At 62.9% G+C, this 14,367-nt stretch carries 12 protein-coding genes; 1 reads left to right on the top strand and 11 read right to left on the bottom strand.

Features of this window, described 5'->3' with window-relative positions; genetic code table 11:
• Nucleotides 1-5 precede the first annotated feature (5 nt).
• The 5 genes from ftsZ to aqpZ form a co-directional block, all read right to left on the bottom strand.
• On the bottom strand, nucleotides 6-1,721 hold the full coding sequence (gene ftsZ / locus ACS4RS_RS14735; protein WP_439010381.1) for a cell division protein FtsZ: 1,716 nt from the start codon (nucleotides 1,719-1,721) through the stop codon (nucleotides 6-8).
• 55 nt (nucleotides 1,722-1,776) lie between these two features.
• Nucleotides 1,777-3,108, bottom strand: a complete 1,332-nt coding sequence (gene ftsA / locus ACS4RS_RS14730; RefSeq protein ID WP_003565034.1) for a cell division protein FtsA — start codon at nucleotides 3,106-3,108, stop codon at nucleotides 1,777-1,779.
• A complete protein-coding gene (locus ACS4RS_RS14725; RefSeq protein ID WP_439010382.1) occupies nucleotides 3,105-4,037 on the bottom strand; it encodes an FtsQ-type POTRA domain-containing protein in 933 nt (310 codons plus the stop codon). Before ACS4RS_RS14725 ends, ftsA begins: the two co-directional genes overlap by 4 nt.
• Entirely contained in the window at nucleotides 4,025-4,951 is a 927-nt protein-coding gene (locus ACS4RS_RS14720; RefSeq protein WP_439010383.1) for a D-alanine--D-alanine ligase, read from the bottom strand. The genes ACS4RS_RS14725 and ACS4RS_RS14720 overlap by 13 nt, the downstream gene beginning before the upstream one ends.
• 287 nt (nucleotides 4,952-5,238) lie before the next feature.
• A complete protein-coding gene (gene aqpZ / locus ACS4RS_RS14715; protein WP_439010384.1) occupies nucleotides 5,239-5,925 on the bottom strand; it encodes an aquaporin Z in 687 nt (228 codons plus the stop codon).
• Nucleotides 5,926-6,232: 307 nt separating this feature from the next.
• On the opposite strand from aqpZ, the gene ACS4RS_RS14710 reads away from it, so the two are divergent.
• Complete coding sequence (locus ACS4RS_RS14710) at nucleotides 6,233-7,162, top strand: NAD-dependent epimerase/dehydratase family protein (protein ID WP_439010385.1); 930 nt, start codon at nucleotides 6,233-6,235, stop codon at nucleotides 7,160-7,162.
• A gap of 4 nt (nucleotides 7,163-7,166) precedes the next feature.
• On the opposite strand, the gene murB is transcribed toward ACS4RS_RS14710, so the two are convergent.
• From murB to mraY, 6 genes are read right to left on the bottom strand one after another with little or no spacing between them, the layout of a single operon-like run.
• Nucleotides 7,167-8,141 (bottom strand): UDP-N-acetylmuramate dehydrogenase, encoded by a 975-nt coding sequence (murB, locus tag ACS4RS_RS14705; protein ID WP_439010386.1) that lies wholly within the window; start codon nucleotides 8,139-8,141, stop codon nucleotides 7,167-7,169.
• The gene (gene murC / locus ACS4RS_RS14700; protein ID WP_449313702.1) at nucleotides 8,138-9,553 is read right to left on the bottom strand and encodes a UDP-N-acetylmuramate--L-alanine ligase; all 1,416 of its coding nucleotides are present in this window, start codon (nucleotides 9,551-9,553) and stop codon (nucleotides 8,138-8,140) included. Before murC ends, murB begins: the two co-directional genes overlap by 4 nt.
• Nucleotides 9,550-10,674 (bottom strand): undecaprenyldiphospho-muramoylpentapeptide beta-N-acetylglucosaminyltransferase, encoded by a 1,125-nt coding sequence (gene murG, locus ACS4RS_RS14695; protein WP_097628245.1) that lies wholly within the window; start codon nucleotides 10,672-10,674, stop codon nucleotides 9,550-9,552. Before murG ends, murC begins: the two co-directional genes overlap by 4 nt.
• 6 nt (nucleotides 10,675-10,680) lie before the next feature.
• Nucleotides 10,681-11,835, bottom strand: coding sequence for a putative lipid II flippase FtsW (ftsW, locus tag ACS4RS_RS14690; protein WP_439010387.1), 1,155 nt, complete (start codon nucleotides 11,833-11,835; stop codon nucleotides 10,681-10,683).
• Between the two features lies 1 nt (nucleotide 11,836).
• The gene (gene murD, locus ACS4RS_RS14685; RefSeq protein ID WP_439010388.1) at nucleotides 11,837-13,249 is read right to left on the bottom strand and encodes a UDP-N-acetylmuramoyl-L-alanine--D-glutamate ligase; all 1,413 of its coding nucleotides are present in this window, start codon (nucleotides 13,247-13,249) and stop codon (nucleotides 11,837-11,839) included.
• Between the two features lie 7 nt (nucleotides 13,250-13,256).
• A complete protein-coding gene (gene mraY / locus ACS4RS_RS14680) occupies nucleotides 13,257-14,357 on the bottom strand; it encodes a phospho-N-acetylmuramoyl-pentapeptide-transferase (RefSeq protein ID WP_439010389.1) in 1,101 nt (366 codons plus the stop codon).
• Nucleotides 14,358-14,367: the final 10 nt, after the last annotated feature.

Genomic DNA, 14,367 nt, shown 5'->3' with positions numbered 1-14,367 from the left:
GCCGCTCAATTCGACTGGCGACGCAGGAATGCCGGGATTTCCAGCTGGTCGTCTTCCTGCATCATCCGGGCCTGCGGAACCGCCCGGCCCTGGTCGTCGAGGTTGCCGCGACGCGGTGCGTAGAGGCTTGCTTCAGGCGACAGCGGACGGCGCTGCTGCGAAGCGGCCGGCGGTGCGGCAGTCATGTCGGCGGCAACGGCTTCGTCGTCGCGGCGGCCGAGCGAATTGGTGATTCGCTTGAGCAGACCCATCGGACCGCGCTCTTCCGCTGCATGCGCGGCAGCCGGCTGCGTGCGGTGGTCGAGTTCGGCCTGGACGACTGGCGGGAAATCCTCGACCTTCGGCATGCGCATCGGTTCGGGCGCCTGGCGGATGATCGGCTCCTGTCGGACCGGCTGCTGCTGGACGGGCTGGCTCGTGACCGGCTGGCTCATGACGGGCGCCGGAGCCTGCTGCTGCACCGGAGCACGCATGACGGGAGCTTCCGGCGCAGGCGCGAAGATCTTGCTCTGCGGACGGAAGGTTTCTTGCTGTGCCACAGGCTGTTGTACCGGGGCGCTGGCACGCGGGGCCGGGAATTCGAGTTCGCGTTCCATCTCGGCTTCGCGGATGGTCTGCGCGATCGGATCCACCACCTTCGGTGCCTGCATCACGGGGGCAGGCTGAACTGCGGCCGCTGCCGGAGCAACAGCCGCGGAGGGACGGATAGCAGGCCTTGCGACCGGCTGAACGTTGCGCTCGGCGGCTTCGCTGATCGCCCGATCGATGCCGGTTGCGACGACCGAGACGCGGATGATGCCCTCAAGCGATTCGTCGAAGGTGGCGCCGAGGATGATGTTGGCGTCGGGATCGACTTCCTCGCGGATGCGGGTCGCGGCTTCGTCGACTTCGAAGAGGGTGAGGTCGCGACCGCCGGTGATGGAGATCAGCAGGCCCTGGGCACCCTTCATCGAGGTCTCGTCGAGTAGCGGGTTGGCGATGGCGGCCTCGGCGGCCTGCAGCGCGCGGCCGGAGCCGGAGGCTTCGCCGGTACCCATCATCGCGCGGCCCATTTCGCGCATGACCGAGCGGACGTCGGCGAAGTCGAGGTTGATGAGACCTTCCTTCACCATCAGGTCGGTGATGCAGGCAACGCCCGAATAGAGAACCTGATCCGCCATCGCGAAGGCATCGGCGAAGGTCGTCTTGTCATTGGCAATGCGGAAGAGGTTCTGGTTCGGAATGACGATGAGCGTATCGACAGACTTCTGCAGCTCCTGGATGCCCATCTCCGCCAGGCGCATGCGGCGCCCGCCTTCGAAATGGAACGGCTTGGTAACGACGCCGACCGTCAGGATGCCCTTGTTGCGGGCGGCCTGTGCGACGACGGGCGCCGCGCCCGTGCCGGTGCCGCCGCCCATGCCGGCGGTGACGAAGCACATATGCGTGCCGTTCAGGTGATCGATGATCTCGTCGATGCACTCTTCGGCGGCCGCGCGGCCGACTTCCGGCTGCGATCCGGCGCCCAGGCCTTCGGTGACGTTGGCGCCGAGCTGGATGACCCGCTCCGCCTTCGTCATGGTCAGCGCCTGGGCATCCGTGTTGGCGACGACAAAGTCGACGCCCTGGAGACCGGCGGTGATCATGTTGTTGACAGCGTTGCCGCCACCGCCGCCCACGCCGAATACGGTGATGCGCGGCTTCAGCTCTGTGATGTCAGGCTTTTGCAGCTTGATGGTCATGGTACCTGTTCCTTCTCTCTCTGGCCGCATCGCCACGCCGGCCAATCACTCAATTTCAGAAGCTTTCCTTCAGCCACTGGCCCATCCGGGCTATGCGGCTGTTATTTCCACCAAGCGACATGAGCAGACCGCTCTGTGACGCATGTGTCTCCATGTCCGCGACCTGCGGATAGATCATCAGGCCGACGGCCGTCGAAAAAGCCGGGCCCTTGGCCGCCGTCGGCAGTCCCGATACGCCCATCGGGCGGCCGATGCGGACGTTGCGGGCAAGAATGCGCCGCGCCACATCGGCAAGGCCGGTCAGCTGGCTGGCACCGCCGGTCAGGACGACGCGCTTGCCGACGATCGGGCTGAAGCCGGAGCGTTGGATGCGGTCGCGGATCAGTTCCATCGTTTCTTCGATTCGGGCCGAAACGATGCGCGAAACCAGCGCCCGCGGCACTTGCGAGGGCTGGTCGCGGTCGTCCTCGCCGATCGGCGGAATCGAGATCAGCTCGCGCTCGTCGGAGGAATTCGAAAGGGCCGTGGCATGCACGACCTTCAGCCGCTCCGCATCCTCGATGCGGGTCGAAAGGCCGCGCGCCAGATCGGTGGTGACGTGATGGCCGCCGAGGCCGACGGCATCCGTATGAACGAGCTTGCCTTCGGCAAAGACCGAAATCGTCGTCGTGCCGCCGCCCATATCGATCGCCGCGCAGCCGAGTTCGACTTCGTCGTCGACGAGAGCCGCAAGGCCCGATGCGTAGGGCGTCGCGACGATGCCCTCGACTGACAGATGCGCGCGGTTGACGCTGAGTTCGAGGTTCTTCAGCGCCGAGCGCTCTGCGGTGACCACATGCATATCGACGCCAAGCGCATCGCCATACATTGCCAGCGGATCGCGGATGCCGCGCTCGCCGTCGAGCGAAAAGCCGGTTGCCAGCGAATGCAGTACCGAACGGTCCTGACGCAGCGACTGCTGGCAGGCGGCCGACAACACCTTCTTCAGATCGTTGAGTTCGACTTCCTGGCCACCAAGATCGATCGTCGCCGTGTAAATGTCGCTGCCGAGACGGCCGGCCGTCAGATTGACGATCAGGCTCTCGACGGTCAGCCCAGCCATGCGCTCCGCCGCGTCGACGGCGAGGCGAATGACGCCTTCCAGCGCGTCGAGATCGGCGATCACGCCGGTCTTGATGCCGCGGGAGCGCTGGTGCCCGATGCCGATGATCTCGATATTGTGCGTGCGGCCCGGCAGGATCTGGCTTTCCTCGCGCGGCGTCAGCCGGCCGATCATGCAGACGACTTTGGTCGAACCGATGTCGAGCACCGAAACGACATGCGACCGCTTCGACGAGAGCGGCTTCAGGCGCGGCAATCCGAAATGGGATGAACCGAACAAGCTCATATATTCTGCCCCGCCTTCTTCAATTCCTTGGTGCGCTCCATCACAGCCGCCTGACGGCGGACTGCCGCCTCCGGCGTCAGCTGGATTGCGGTTCTGTCGGACAGCCTGAGGTCGACCGCAGCAATGTCCCGCTCCAAGAGCTGGTGCTCCTTGTCGAACTTCGAAAGTGTCGCCAGCGCCTGGTCGATACCGTCTTCCGGCAGCTTGACGACGACGCCGTTATCCATGTGCAGGTCCCAGCGACGGCCTGATATCCAGACATAGGCCTTCACGCGGGCCTTGACGTCGGGCCATTTCGAGAAGGCCTCGTCGAGCGACGCCGCCGCCGTTTCCGCATCGCGGCCGACAACGAGCGGTAGCGACGAAAATTTATTGTCGCGCAGCGGCGCAATGACGCTGCCGTTCTTTTCGATCAGCGAAAGCTCCTGCCCGTGCTGCCAGATCGCATAGGCCTGACGCTCCTTGAGTTTCACCTCGATCGTCTTCGGATAGATCTTGCGAACCTCGACACTTTCGACCCAGGGGAGATGGGCGATCTTCCGGCGAGCAGCATCGACGTCGAGGGCGACCAGCGAGGTCGTGCCGTCGAGGCCGATCAGTTGCAGGATCTCGATTTCGGAAGTCTCCGAATTCCCGGAAACCTTCACGTCCTCGATCGCAAAACCCGCCGCCGTCGTCGTCGCCTGCGCGACGGCTTCGGTGTGGCCGCCAAGCGACATGCCGTAAAGCCCGGTCGCAGCCAGGAAAGCCAGCGCCGAAACCGTGCCCGTATGGGCCGGGATGTAGATGCGGCCGCTGCCAAGGCTGATCAGGAAACGGGTAACGCGGCGCAAGGGGCGCGGCAGGACGAATCGTTCTTCGGCTTCCATGACCGGAAGCACGGCATGATGGCTGGGGCGCCCTATCCTCTTGACTGTCAACGCAAACAAGACGCGTCCTCCACCATCCACCGGAGAAACTCACCAAAGGAATAACCGGCATGACCGGCCATTTCGGGCACAAGCGAGGTTGGAGTCATGCCTGGCTGGGTATTGACCTCCAGCCAGATGATTTCGCCGTCTTCGGAAAAACGATCGTCGTAACGAAAGTCGGACCGACTGACGCCGCGACAACCGATTGCCTGATGCGCCCTTAGGGCCAATCTTTGTATTTTTTGGTAAATATTCGGTGAAATTTTCGCCGGGATGACGTGTTTTGAACCGCCCTCCGCATACTTGGAATCGTAATCATAAAAATTGTGTCCCTGCGGCACCACTTCGGTGACGCCGAGCGCAGTCTCGCCCATGACGCCGCAGGTGAGTTCGCGGCCGTAGACGTAGCGCTCGACGAGCACTTCCTCGCCATAGCGCCACTCGGGCGAGCTGACGATCTGCGGCGGATGCGCCTGATCTTCCGTAACGATGACGACGCCGAAGCTCGACCCCTCCCGCACCGGCTTCACCACATAGGGCGGCTTCATCGGATGCGTCGATGGAAAGGCGAAACGATTGATCACCTGCGATTCGGCGACCGGAATGCCGGCGGCGGCGGCGACAAGCTTCGCTTTGTCCTTGTCCATCGCCAGCGCCGAGGCAAGCACGCCCGAATGCGTATAGGGGATCTCGAGATATTCGAGGATACCCTGAATGGTGCCGTCCTCGCCGAAGGGGCCATGCAGCGCATTGAAGACCACATCGGGTTTCAACGCGGCAAGCTTTTCCGAAACATCGCGCGCCACATCGATGCGTGTCACGTCGAAGCCTTCCGCTTCGAGGGCTTCTGCGCAAGCCTTTCCTGAGGAAAGGCTGACAGGCCGTTCCGAGGAAAATCCGCCCATCAGGACAGCGACACGCTTGCGACTCATCAACACCCCCAAAAATAACTTTCATTCTCGAAATCAACGCTTGCGCGAAGCTGTCTGCGCCGTTTCAGGCCTTTGTCCGACCTGCATGCATTAGAGCATCATTATGGTTAATGAAGTGTTTACTTTCGTTAACTTCTTCTTCCCAAGCGCGGCATTTGTCCGTGCCGCGCACTTGATTTTTCGAAGCTTCACGTCTTCGAGGCGAATATCGCAGCCGATCCGTCAAAAAGGCAAAGCCCGCATGGAAAAACCACGCGGGCTCAACGAGATAGCCTCAGGTCTTACAGTCAGTCGGCGTCGTCGAGAAACTTCCACACCAGGCCGCCGAGCGCCCCGCCGGCAAGCGGTGCAATCCAGAACAACCAGAGCTGCTGCAATGCCCAGCCGCCGACGAAAAGCGCTTGGCCGGTGGAACGCGCCGGATTGACCGAGGTATTTGTCACCGGGATAGAGATGAGATGGATCAGCGTCAGCGCAAGGCCGATCGCAAGCGGCGCGAAGCCCGCAGGCACCCGGCTGCTGGTCGATCCCAGGATGATGATCAGGAAGAACATGGTCAGCAGCACTTCGATCAGCAGTGCCGAAAGCAGCGAATAACCGCCCGGGGAATGATCGCCATAGCCGTTGGCCGCAAAGCCGCCGAGTTCGAAACCCGCCTTGCCGCTGGCAATGAGATAAAGCAGCGCGGCCGCGGCGACGGCGCCGACAACCTGGACGACGATATAGGGAAGCAGGCGCGCGGCGGGAAACCGTCCGGCGACCGTCAGGCCGAGGGAGACGGCCGGGTTGAAGTGACCGCCCGAAATACCGCCGACGGCGTAGGCCATAGTGAGCACGGTCAAGCCGAATGCAAAGGCCACCCCGACAAAACCGATGCCCAATTCGGGATAGGCCGCGGCAAGGACGGCGCTGCCGCATCCACCAAAGACAAGCCAGAACGTGCCGAGAAACTCGGCAACAAGACTCTTTTGCATGCGCAGCTCCTAATCTTCAGCCATAGAGTTCATAGTGAATCTGCCACAATTCGATTCCGGTCAAGCCGGCGGCAAATGCTGCGGCAAGCCTCACGCAAGGATCGAGAAACTGCGTATCCGACGAAGCTGTAACGGCTAAGCCCGGAAGTGTGCAGCGGTTCCGGGATAACGACATGCATCAAAACAAAGAGCTAAGGCGCGTCGCATGAATCAAGTTTGATGCGACGCGCTTAAGCGCGGCTTTCTTGTTGATGCGGTCGGCACTTCCGGCTAACCCGAGCACTCAAGCTGAAGCGGGGAACAGATCATGCGATGCCTCATCACCGGCGCGGCCGGCTTTGTCGGCGGGCCTCTCGTCGAAAGACTGCATGGCGAGCGGCTGTGGGAGCTTCAGGTGACGACGCGATCCGCAGCCCCCGCCTTTCCGGCAGAGGTGCGGCATTTCCCCATCGAAATATCCAGCGAAACGGACTGGACGGCCGCTCTCGACGGTGTTGACGTCGTCGTCCATCTCGCCGCCCGGGTGCACATCATGAATGACCGCGCGGCCGATCCTCTGACGGAATTCCGCCGGATCAACACCGCCGCCACGCTCAATCTCGCCGAGCAGGCCGCACGCGCCGGGGTAAAGAGGTTCGTTTTCATCAGCAGCATCAAAGTCAATGGTGAAGAAAACGACCGGCCTTTCCGCCACGACGATACGCCGATGCCGCTTGATCCCTATGGCGTTTCGAAGCTGGAAAGCGAAATCGGGCTGCATGAAATCTCCGACCGAACAGGCATCGAAGTCGTCGTCATTCGGCCGCCCCTCGTCTATGGGCCTGGCGCCAAGGGCAACTTCGCCGTCCTCGTCGGACTTGTCCGGAAAAAGATACCGCTCCCCTTCGCCTCACTGAAAAACCACCGCACACTGGTTGCGCTTCCAAATCTCGTCGACCTGATCATCACGGCCATGACGCATCAGCATGCGGCCGGCCAGACCTTTCTCGCAGGCGACGGAGAAGATCTCTCCACGCCCGGGCTCATCGAAGGCATTGCCGCAGGCTTGGGTGTCAAACCGATGCTGCTCCCCTTTCCCCCCGCCTTGCTACAGCTGGGCGCAAGATTGACGGGGAAAGACGCCCTCTACCAGCGTCTTTGCGGTTCCCTGCAGGTTGACATATCCCACGCCCGCAACGTGCTCGGCTGGTCGCCCATCGTCACGCCGCGCGAAGGTCTGCAGCTTGCCGTGAAGTAAAAAGCTATTCGCTGGTGACGCCGTGGAACGGGCGCACTTCACGGCCGGGCATGAAGACGCCGAGGCGCTTGATTTCCCATTCGAGCTTGATGCCCTCTTTCTCGAAGACTTCGCGGCGCACCTGTTCGCCGAGATATTCAAGATCGTAGCCGGTCGCCTGCCCCATGTTGATCATGAAGTTGCAGTGAAGCGACGACATCTGCGCTCCGCCGATGACGAGACCGCGGCAGCCTGCCTCGTCGATCAGCTTCCAGGCCGAATGGCCCGCAGGGTTCTTGAAGGTCGAGCCGCCGGTCTTTTCGCGCACCGGCTGCACCGTCTCGCGATGATTGCGCACGGCGTCCATCTCGGCGCGGATCTGGGCGCGCTCTTCCGGATAGCCCTCGAACAGCACGGAGGTGAAGATCAGATCGCTAGATGCGGTCGAATGACGATAGGAATAGCCCATCTCGGCATTGGACAGCACGTGCTTGTTGCCCTTGCGGTCGACGGCGTTGACCTCGATCAGCCGCTCGCGCGTCTCCACGCCATTGGCCCCGGCATTCATGCGGGCCGCGCCGCCGATGCTGCCCGGAATACCGTAGAAGAAATGAAAGCCTCCGATGCCGTTGTCCATCGCCATCGCCGCCACATGTTTATCGGGGCAGATGCTGCCGGCCAGAATGCGGTTTTTGCCGGCAAGCTCGACGAAGCCGAAGCCCTTGGCGGACAGGCGCAGCACGACCCCGGGAATGCCGCCGTCGCGCACCAGAATGTTCGAACCGACGCCGATCACCGTCAGCGGCACTTCTTCCGGCAAGATTTTCAGGAAGGCGACGAGATCGTCGATGTCATGCGGCTGGAACATCAACTCGGCGAGGCCGCCTGCCCTGAACCAGGTGACACGGTCCATGGGGGCATCCGGCGTGATGCGACCGCGGATATCCTTTACACCGTCTCCGAGAGACGCGAGAAGCTTTTCCCCATTCACCTGTTTCATACGGACTTTCCCGATAGGCCTTCCAGTTGCTTGGGCAGCGCCGCCGCCCAGGATGTGATGCTCCCAGCCCCCAACAGAACCACGAAATCGCCAGGCTTTGCAACCTCCGCAACCATCTGCGGCAGAAGCTCCGCCGAAGTGAGAAAGCGGGCGTCGCGATGGCCGCCGGATTTTATCCGCGAGACCAGCGACACGGAATCGATCCCCGCGATAGGATCTTCCCCTGCCGCATAGACCGGCGCCAGGAAAATGCTGTCGGCATCGTTGAAGCAGGCGGCGAATTCCTCGAAGAGGCTTGCAAGGCGGCTGTAGCGGTGCGGCTGGTGGACCGCGATGACCCGCCCCTTGCAGGATTCGCGGGCAGCGCGCAGCACCGCCTTGATCTCGACCGGATGGTGGCCGTAGTCGTCGAAGACCTGCACCCCGTTCCATTCGCCGGTCAGGGTGAAACGGCGCTTGACGCCGCCGAAGGAGGCAAGCCCCTTGGCGATATCGGCGCTCGATATGCCGAGCCGGTTGGCAACGGCGATCGCCGCCGTCGCGTTGGAAATATTATGCCGTCCAGGCATCGGCATGACCAGCCCCTTGAGCTCGATCACCTGGCCGGTGCGACGGCGGCGGATTTCGACGTCGAAGATCGAGCGCGTGCCGTCGATGCGCACATTCTTGAAGCGTACGTCGGCCTGCGGGTTCTCGCCATAGGTGATGATCTTGCGATCCTCGATGCGGCCGACCAGCGACTGCACCTCGGGATGGTCGAGGCACATGACGCCGAAGCCGTAAAACGGCACGTTCTCGACGAACTGCCGGAAGGCGGCGCGCACGGCGTCGAAATTGCCGTAATGGTCGAGATGCTCCGGGTCGATATTGGTGATGACGGCGACATCGGCAGGAAGCTTCAGGAAGGTGCCGTCCGATTCGTCGGCCTCGACCACCATCCACTCGCCCTCGCCCATGCGGGCATTGGTGCCGTAGGCATTGATGATGCCGCCGTTGATGACGGTCGGGTCGAGCCCGCCGGCTTCGAGCAGCGTGGCGACCAGCGACGTGGTCGTCGTCTTGCCATGGGTGCCGCCGATGGCAATCGCATTGCGGAAGCGCATCAGTTCGGCAAGCATTTCGGCGCGGCGCACCACCGGCAGCAGCTTTTCGCGCGCGGCGATCAATTCCGGATTGCTCTTCTTGATCGCCGTCGAGACGACGACGACTTCGGCATCGCCCAGGTTCTCGGCCCGGTGGCCGACGAACACTTCGATGCCCTTGTCGCGCAGGCGCTGGACATTGGCGCTGTCGGCTTGGTCGGATCCCTGCACCTTGTGGCCGAGATTGTGCAGCACTTCGGCAATGCCGCTCATGCCGATGCCGCCGATGCCGATGAAATGAACGAGGCCGATCGCCTTCGGCAGTTTCATGCGCGTGTCCTCTTCAATTCCGCAATTGTCCGTCCGGCGGCAATAGCCTCAACCATGTCGGCAAGCAAGTTCGCGGCATCGGGTTTTCCGGCGAGTTTCGCCGCCGCTGCCATGTGCGAAAGCTTTTCCGGATCGTTCATCACAGCCGTCAGGATCGCCGCGATCTTCTCCGGCGAAAGCTCGGACTGGGCGATCACCTTCGCTCCGCCGGTCGCAGCCAGCGCTGCCGCATTCGCCGCCTGGTCGTGATCGAGAGCGTGCGGGTAAGGCACCAGCACCGCCGGCCGGCCGATGACGGAGATCTCCGAAACCGTCGAGGCGCCCGAGCGGCAGATGACAAGATGGGCTTTCGCCAGCCTCTCGGCCATGTCGGTGAAGAAAGGCGCGATATCGGCCCCCATCTCCAGCTTGGCGACACAGCCGCCGACCATCTCCATATCCTCAGGACGCACCTGCTGGGTGATGCGCAGCCGCAGGCGCAGCGCATCGTCGAGCAGGCTGATCGCCGTCGGCAGCGCCTTGGAGAAATATTGCGCACCCTGGCTGCCGCCGAAGACGACAAGATTGAACGCTTCGCCGGGATGAGACGGCGTGTAAGGCACCTCGGCGGCGGCAATGATCGCCGGGCGAACCGGATTGCCCGTCGTCACCGTCTTGTCCGGGAAGGCGCCGCCCCCCTCCGGCAGGAAACCGCCGGCGATACCTTGCACGCGGGTCGCCAAGGCCTTGTTGGCGCGGCCCATTACGGCATTCTGCTCGTGGATCATCGCCGGCACGCCAAGCCTTGTGGCGGCAAGCAGCGGCGGCACTGTCGGATAACCGCCGAAACCGACGACGATAACGGGCTTCAGCCGCTGGATCAGCTTCTTTGCCGCCCGCATGCCGCTCCAGAGTGTCCACAGCGAACGGGCGACGGCGACCGGGTTCTTCGAGCCGATAGTCGCCGACGGCACGACATGGATCTCTTCGGCCGGGAACTTGCCGGCATAGCGCTCGGCCCGGCTATCGGTGACGAGATGCACCGAGTAGCCGCGCTCCTTCAGCTTGAAGGCCAGCGCCTCCGCCGGGAACACATGGCCGCCGGTTCCCCCGGCGGCAAGCAGCACGATGCCTTTGCTCATGGCCTTTTACTCCGCCGGCATGCCGTGCGGGACGCGGAAAAGGCTCCGGTCCTGCGCACGCTTTTCCGGTCGATGACGCGTCAGCGCCAGAATGAAGCCGGCGGTGACGCAGATCGCCACCATGGACGAGCCGCCGTAGGAAATCAGCGGCAGCGTCATGCCCTTTGCCGGCAGCAATTCGAGGTTGACGCCGATATTGATGATCGACTGGATGCCCATCTGCAGCACCAGGCCGGCAACGGCGAAGCGGTTGAAGTCGTTGCGCTCGCGATAGGCATGCGAGAGGCCGCGCAGCACCAGCACGGTAAACAGCGCCACCAGCGCCATGCAGAAGACGATGCCGAACTCCTCGGCCGCGACCGAGAAGATGAAGTCGGTATGCGCATCCGGGATAATGCGCTTGACGATGCCCTCACCCGGCCCCTGGCCGAACCAGCTGCCGCGGATGATCGCCTCGCGCGCCGTGTCGATCTGGAACGTGTCGCCTTCGCCGGTCATGAACTTGTCTATTCGCAACGCGACGTGCGGGAAGACGTAATAGGCGCTGAGCAAGCCGCCGGCGCCGCCGATGCCGAGCAGCATGATCCATATCCATGGCATGCCGGCCATGAAGAACATCCCGCCCCAGACGGCGGTGGTCAGGATAGTCTGGCCGAGGTCGGGCTGCGCGACGAGCAGGGCGGCGACGATGGCAAACAGGATGATGGCGAAGAGATTGCCGGGAATCTCCGGCTGGCGCGCATGTTCGGCAAACAGCCAGGCGCAAACGACGACGAAAGCGGGCTTCATGAATTCTGACGGCTGGATGGACAGGCCGGCTATCCAGATCCAGCGCCTGCCGCCCTTGACCTCCTGCCCGACGAACAGCACCAGAACCATCATGGCGAGCGAGATGATCAGCAGCAGGATCGCCGTTCGCCGCACTTGCCGAGGCGTCAGGAACGACAGTCCGAGCATGACGGAAATCGAGGGAATCATGAAGGCCGCATGGCGCTTGACGAAGTGGAAGGGCTCGAGCCCGATGCGCTCGGCAACGGCAGGAGACGCCGCAAACGACAACATGAAGCCGATGCCCATCAGCAAGATGAACATCGCCAGGAAGAAGCGGTCGATGGTCCAGAACCAATCGGCCAGAGGCCCACGTTCCGCGCGGCTTACCATGTCATTTCTCTCCTGTTGCCGAACCGATCAGCATCGCAATCCCGTCAAGCGCTGCCACGTGTCCGACGAAGGCTTCACCCCTGACTTCGAAATTCTTATACTGATCGAAGCTTGCGCAAGCCGGGGATAACATTACGGCCGAAGCGGCGGCCTCGTCGCGCTCGGCATCGGCTGCCGCATGCACGACCGCGCGCTCCAGCGTACCCGAGATCTCGTAAGGCACGGCCTCGCCGAGCGTCGCTGCAAATTCCGCCGCCGCCTCGCCAATCAGATAGGCCTTGGCGATGCGCGGAAAATAGGGAGCGAGCGTGGTGATGCCGCCGGCCTTCGGCAGGCCGCCGGCGATCCAGTAGATGCGATCATAGCTCGAAAGCGCCGGTGCCGCCGCATCGGCATTGGTCGCCTTGGAATCATTGACGAAAACGACGCGGCCACGCTGCCCCACCGGCTGCATGCGGTGCTTGAGGCCGGGGAACGAGGCAAGGCCGGCGCGGATATCGTCGGCGGAAACACCGACGGCAAGGCAGGCGGCCACAGCTGCGGCGGCGTTCTGCGCATTATGGCTGCCGCGCAGCGTCTGGATACCATCGAGATCCGCGAAGGGCAGCATGGCTCCGCCGCCGGCCTGAATGAGCCTGGTGCCCTCGGCATAAATGCCTGACGCCACCACGCTGCGGCGCGAAATGCGCACCACCTTGACATCGGCTCGCTCGACGCGGTCGGCAATCAGCGCCGAATGGCTGTCGTCGACGCCGACGATCGCGACATCGCTGCCGGCGACCAGCCGTTCCTTGACATCGGCGTAATGCTGCATCGTGCCGTGACGGTCGAGATGATCGGGTGTCAGGTTGAGCAGGATGCCGGCGGAAGGGTTCAGCGTCGGCGCCAGATCGATCTGATAGGAGGAGCATTCGACGACGTAATAACGCCCGGCCTTCGGCGGATCGAGCGTCAGAACCGCGGTGCCGATATTGCCGCCGAGCTGCGTATCGTAGCCTGCGGATTTCAAGATATGGGCGATCAGCGCCGTCGTCGTCGACTTGCCGTTGGTGCCTGTGATGGCGATGAACGGGCAATCCGGCGCATGGGCGCGGCGCTCGCGCACAAAGAGCTCGACATCACCAACGATATCGACGCCGGCGGCGCGCGCCAAATCAACTGTCCAGTGCGGCTTCGGATGGGTGAGCGGCACGCCGGGCGACAGCACGAACAGCGCCTGCTGGCTCCAGTCGATGGTGTGCAGGTCCTCAGTCCGGATGCCCTCGGCGGAAGCCTTGGCGACGCTGTCGGGATTGTCGTCCCATGCGGTCACCTCGGCGCCGCCTGAAACCAGCGCCCGAGCGGTGGCGAGGCCGGAGCCGCCGAGCCCGAAGAGCGCGACCTTCCTGTCCTTGAGCGTGGTGACCGGGATCATCACCGCCTCACCGTAGTTTCAGCGTCGAGAGGCCGAGCATGGCAAGGCCGACGGCGATAATCCAGAAGCGGATCACCACCTGGCTTTCGGTCCAGCCCTTCTTCTCGAAGTGATGATGGATCGGCGCCATCAGGAAGACACGCCGGCCGGTCATCTTGAAGAAGCCCACCTGGATGATGACCGAGAGCGTCTCCATGACGAAGAGGCCGCCGATGATCGCCATGACGATCTCGTGCTTGGTGGCGACGGCAACAGTGCCGATCGTGCCGCCGAGTGCGAGCGACCCGGTATCGCCCATGAAGATGGCGGCCGGCGGCGCGTTGAACCAGAGAAAGCCGAGCCCAGCGCCAATGACGGCGCCGAGCACGACGGCAAGCTCGCCGGTGCCGGGCACGAAATTGATCTGCAGGTAGTTCGCAAACACCGCGTTGCCGGCAAGATAGGCAATGACGCCGAAGGAGGCGGCGGCGATCATGACGGGCACGATAGCAAGCCCGTCAAGGCCGTCGGTCAGGTTGACGGCATTGCCGGCGCCGACGATGACGAAGCCGCCGAAGACGACGAACATGATGCCGATATTGATCATGAAGTCCTTAAAGAAAGGAAAGGCGATCGACGAGCCGAACGTCGAGCCGGCAACGCCCGAGGCAAGAGCGGTGCGCATCATGAAATAGACGGCGATGCCGGCGATGACGAATTCGATGCCGAGGCGCGCCTTGCCGGAAAAGCCCATATGGCTCTGCTTCGTCACCTTGAGATAGTCGTCATAGAAACCGATCGCGCCGAAGCCAAGCGTCACCAGCAGCGTTGCGACGACATAGACGTTGGAAAGATCGGCCCAGAGCAGCGACGCGCCGACGATGCCGGCAAGGATCATCAGCCCGCCCATGGTCGGCGTGCCGGCCTTCTTGAAATGGGTCTGCGGCCCATCGGCGCGGATCGGCTGGCCCTTGCCCTGCCGGATGCGCAGCGAATTGATGATCGTCGGCCCGAACAGGAAGACGATCAGGGCTGAGGTGAAGAGAGCAGCGCCTGTACGGAAGGTAATATATCTGAACAAGTTCAGAAATTTGAAATATTCCGACAGTTCGACAAGCCAGATCAGCATTCAGGGCCCC

It is taken from the genome of Rhizobium sp. F40D2, from assembly GCF_051810745.2.
Classification (GTDB): Bacteria; Pseudomonadota; Alphaproteobacteria; order Rhizobiales; family Rhizobiaceae; genus Rhizobium.
Note: the sequence above shows the minus strand (reverse complement) of the source record. Positions and strands in the feature narration are given on the sequence as shown.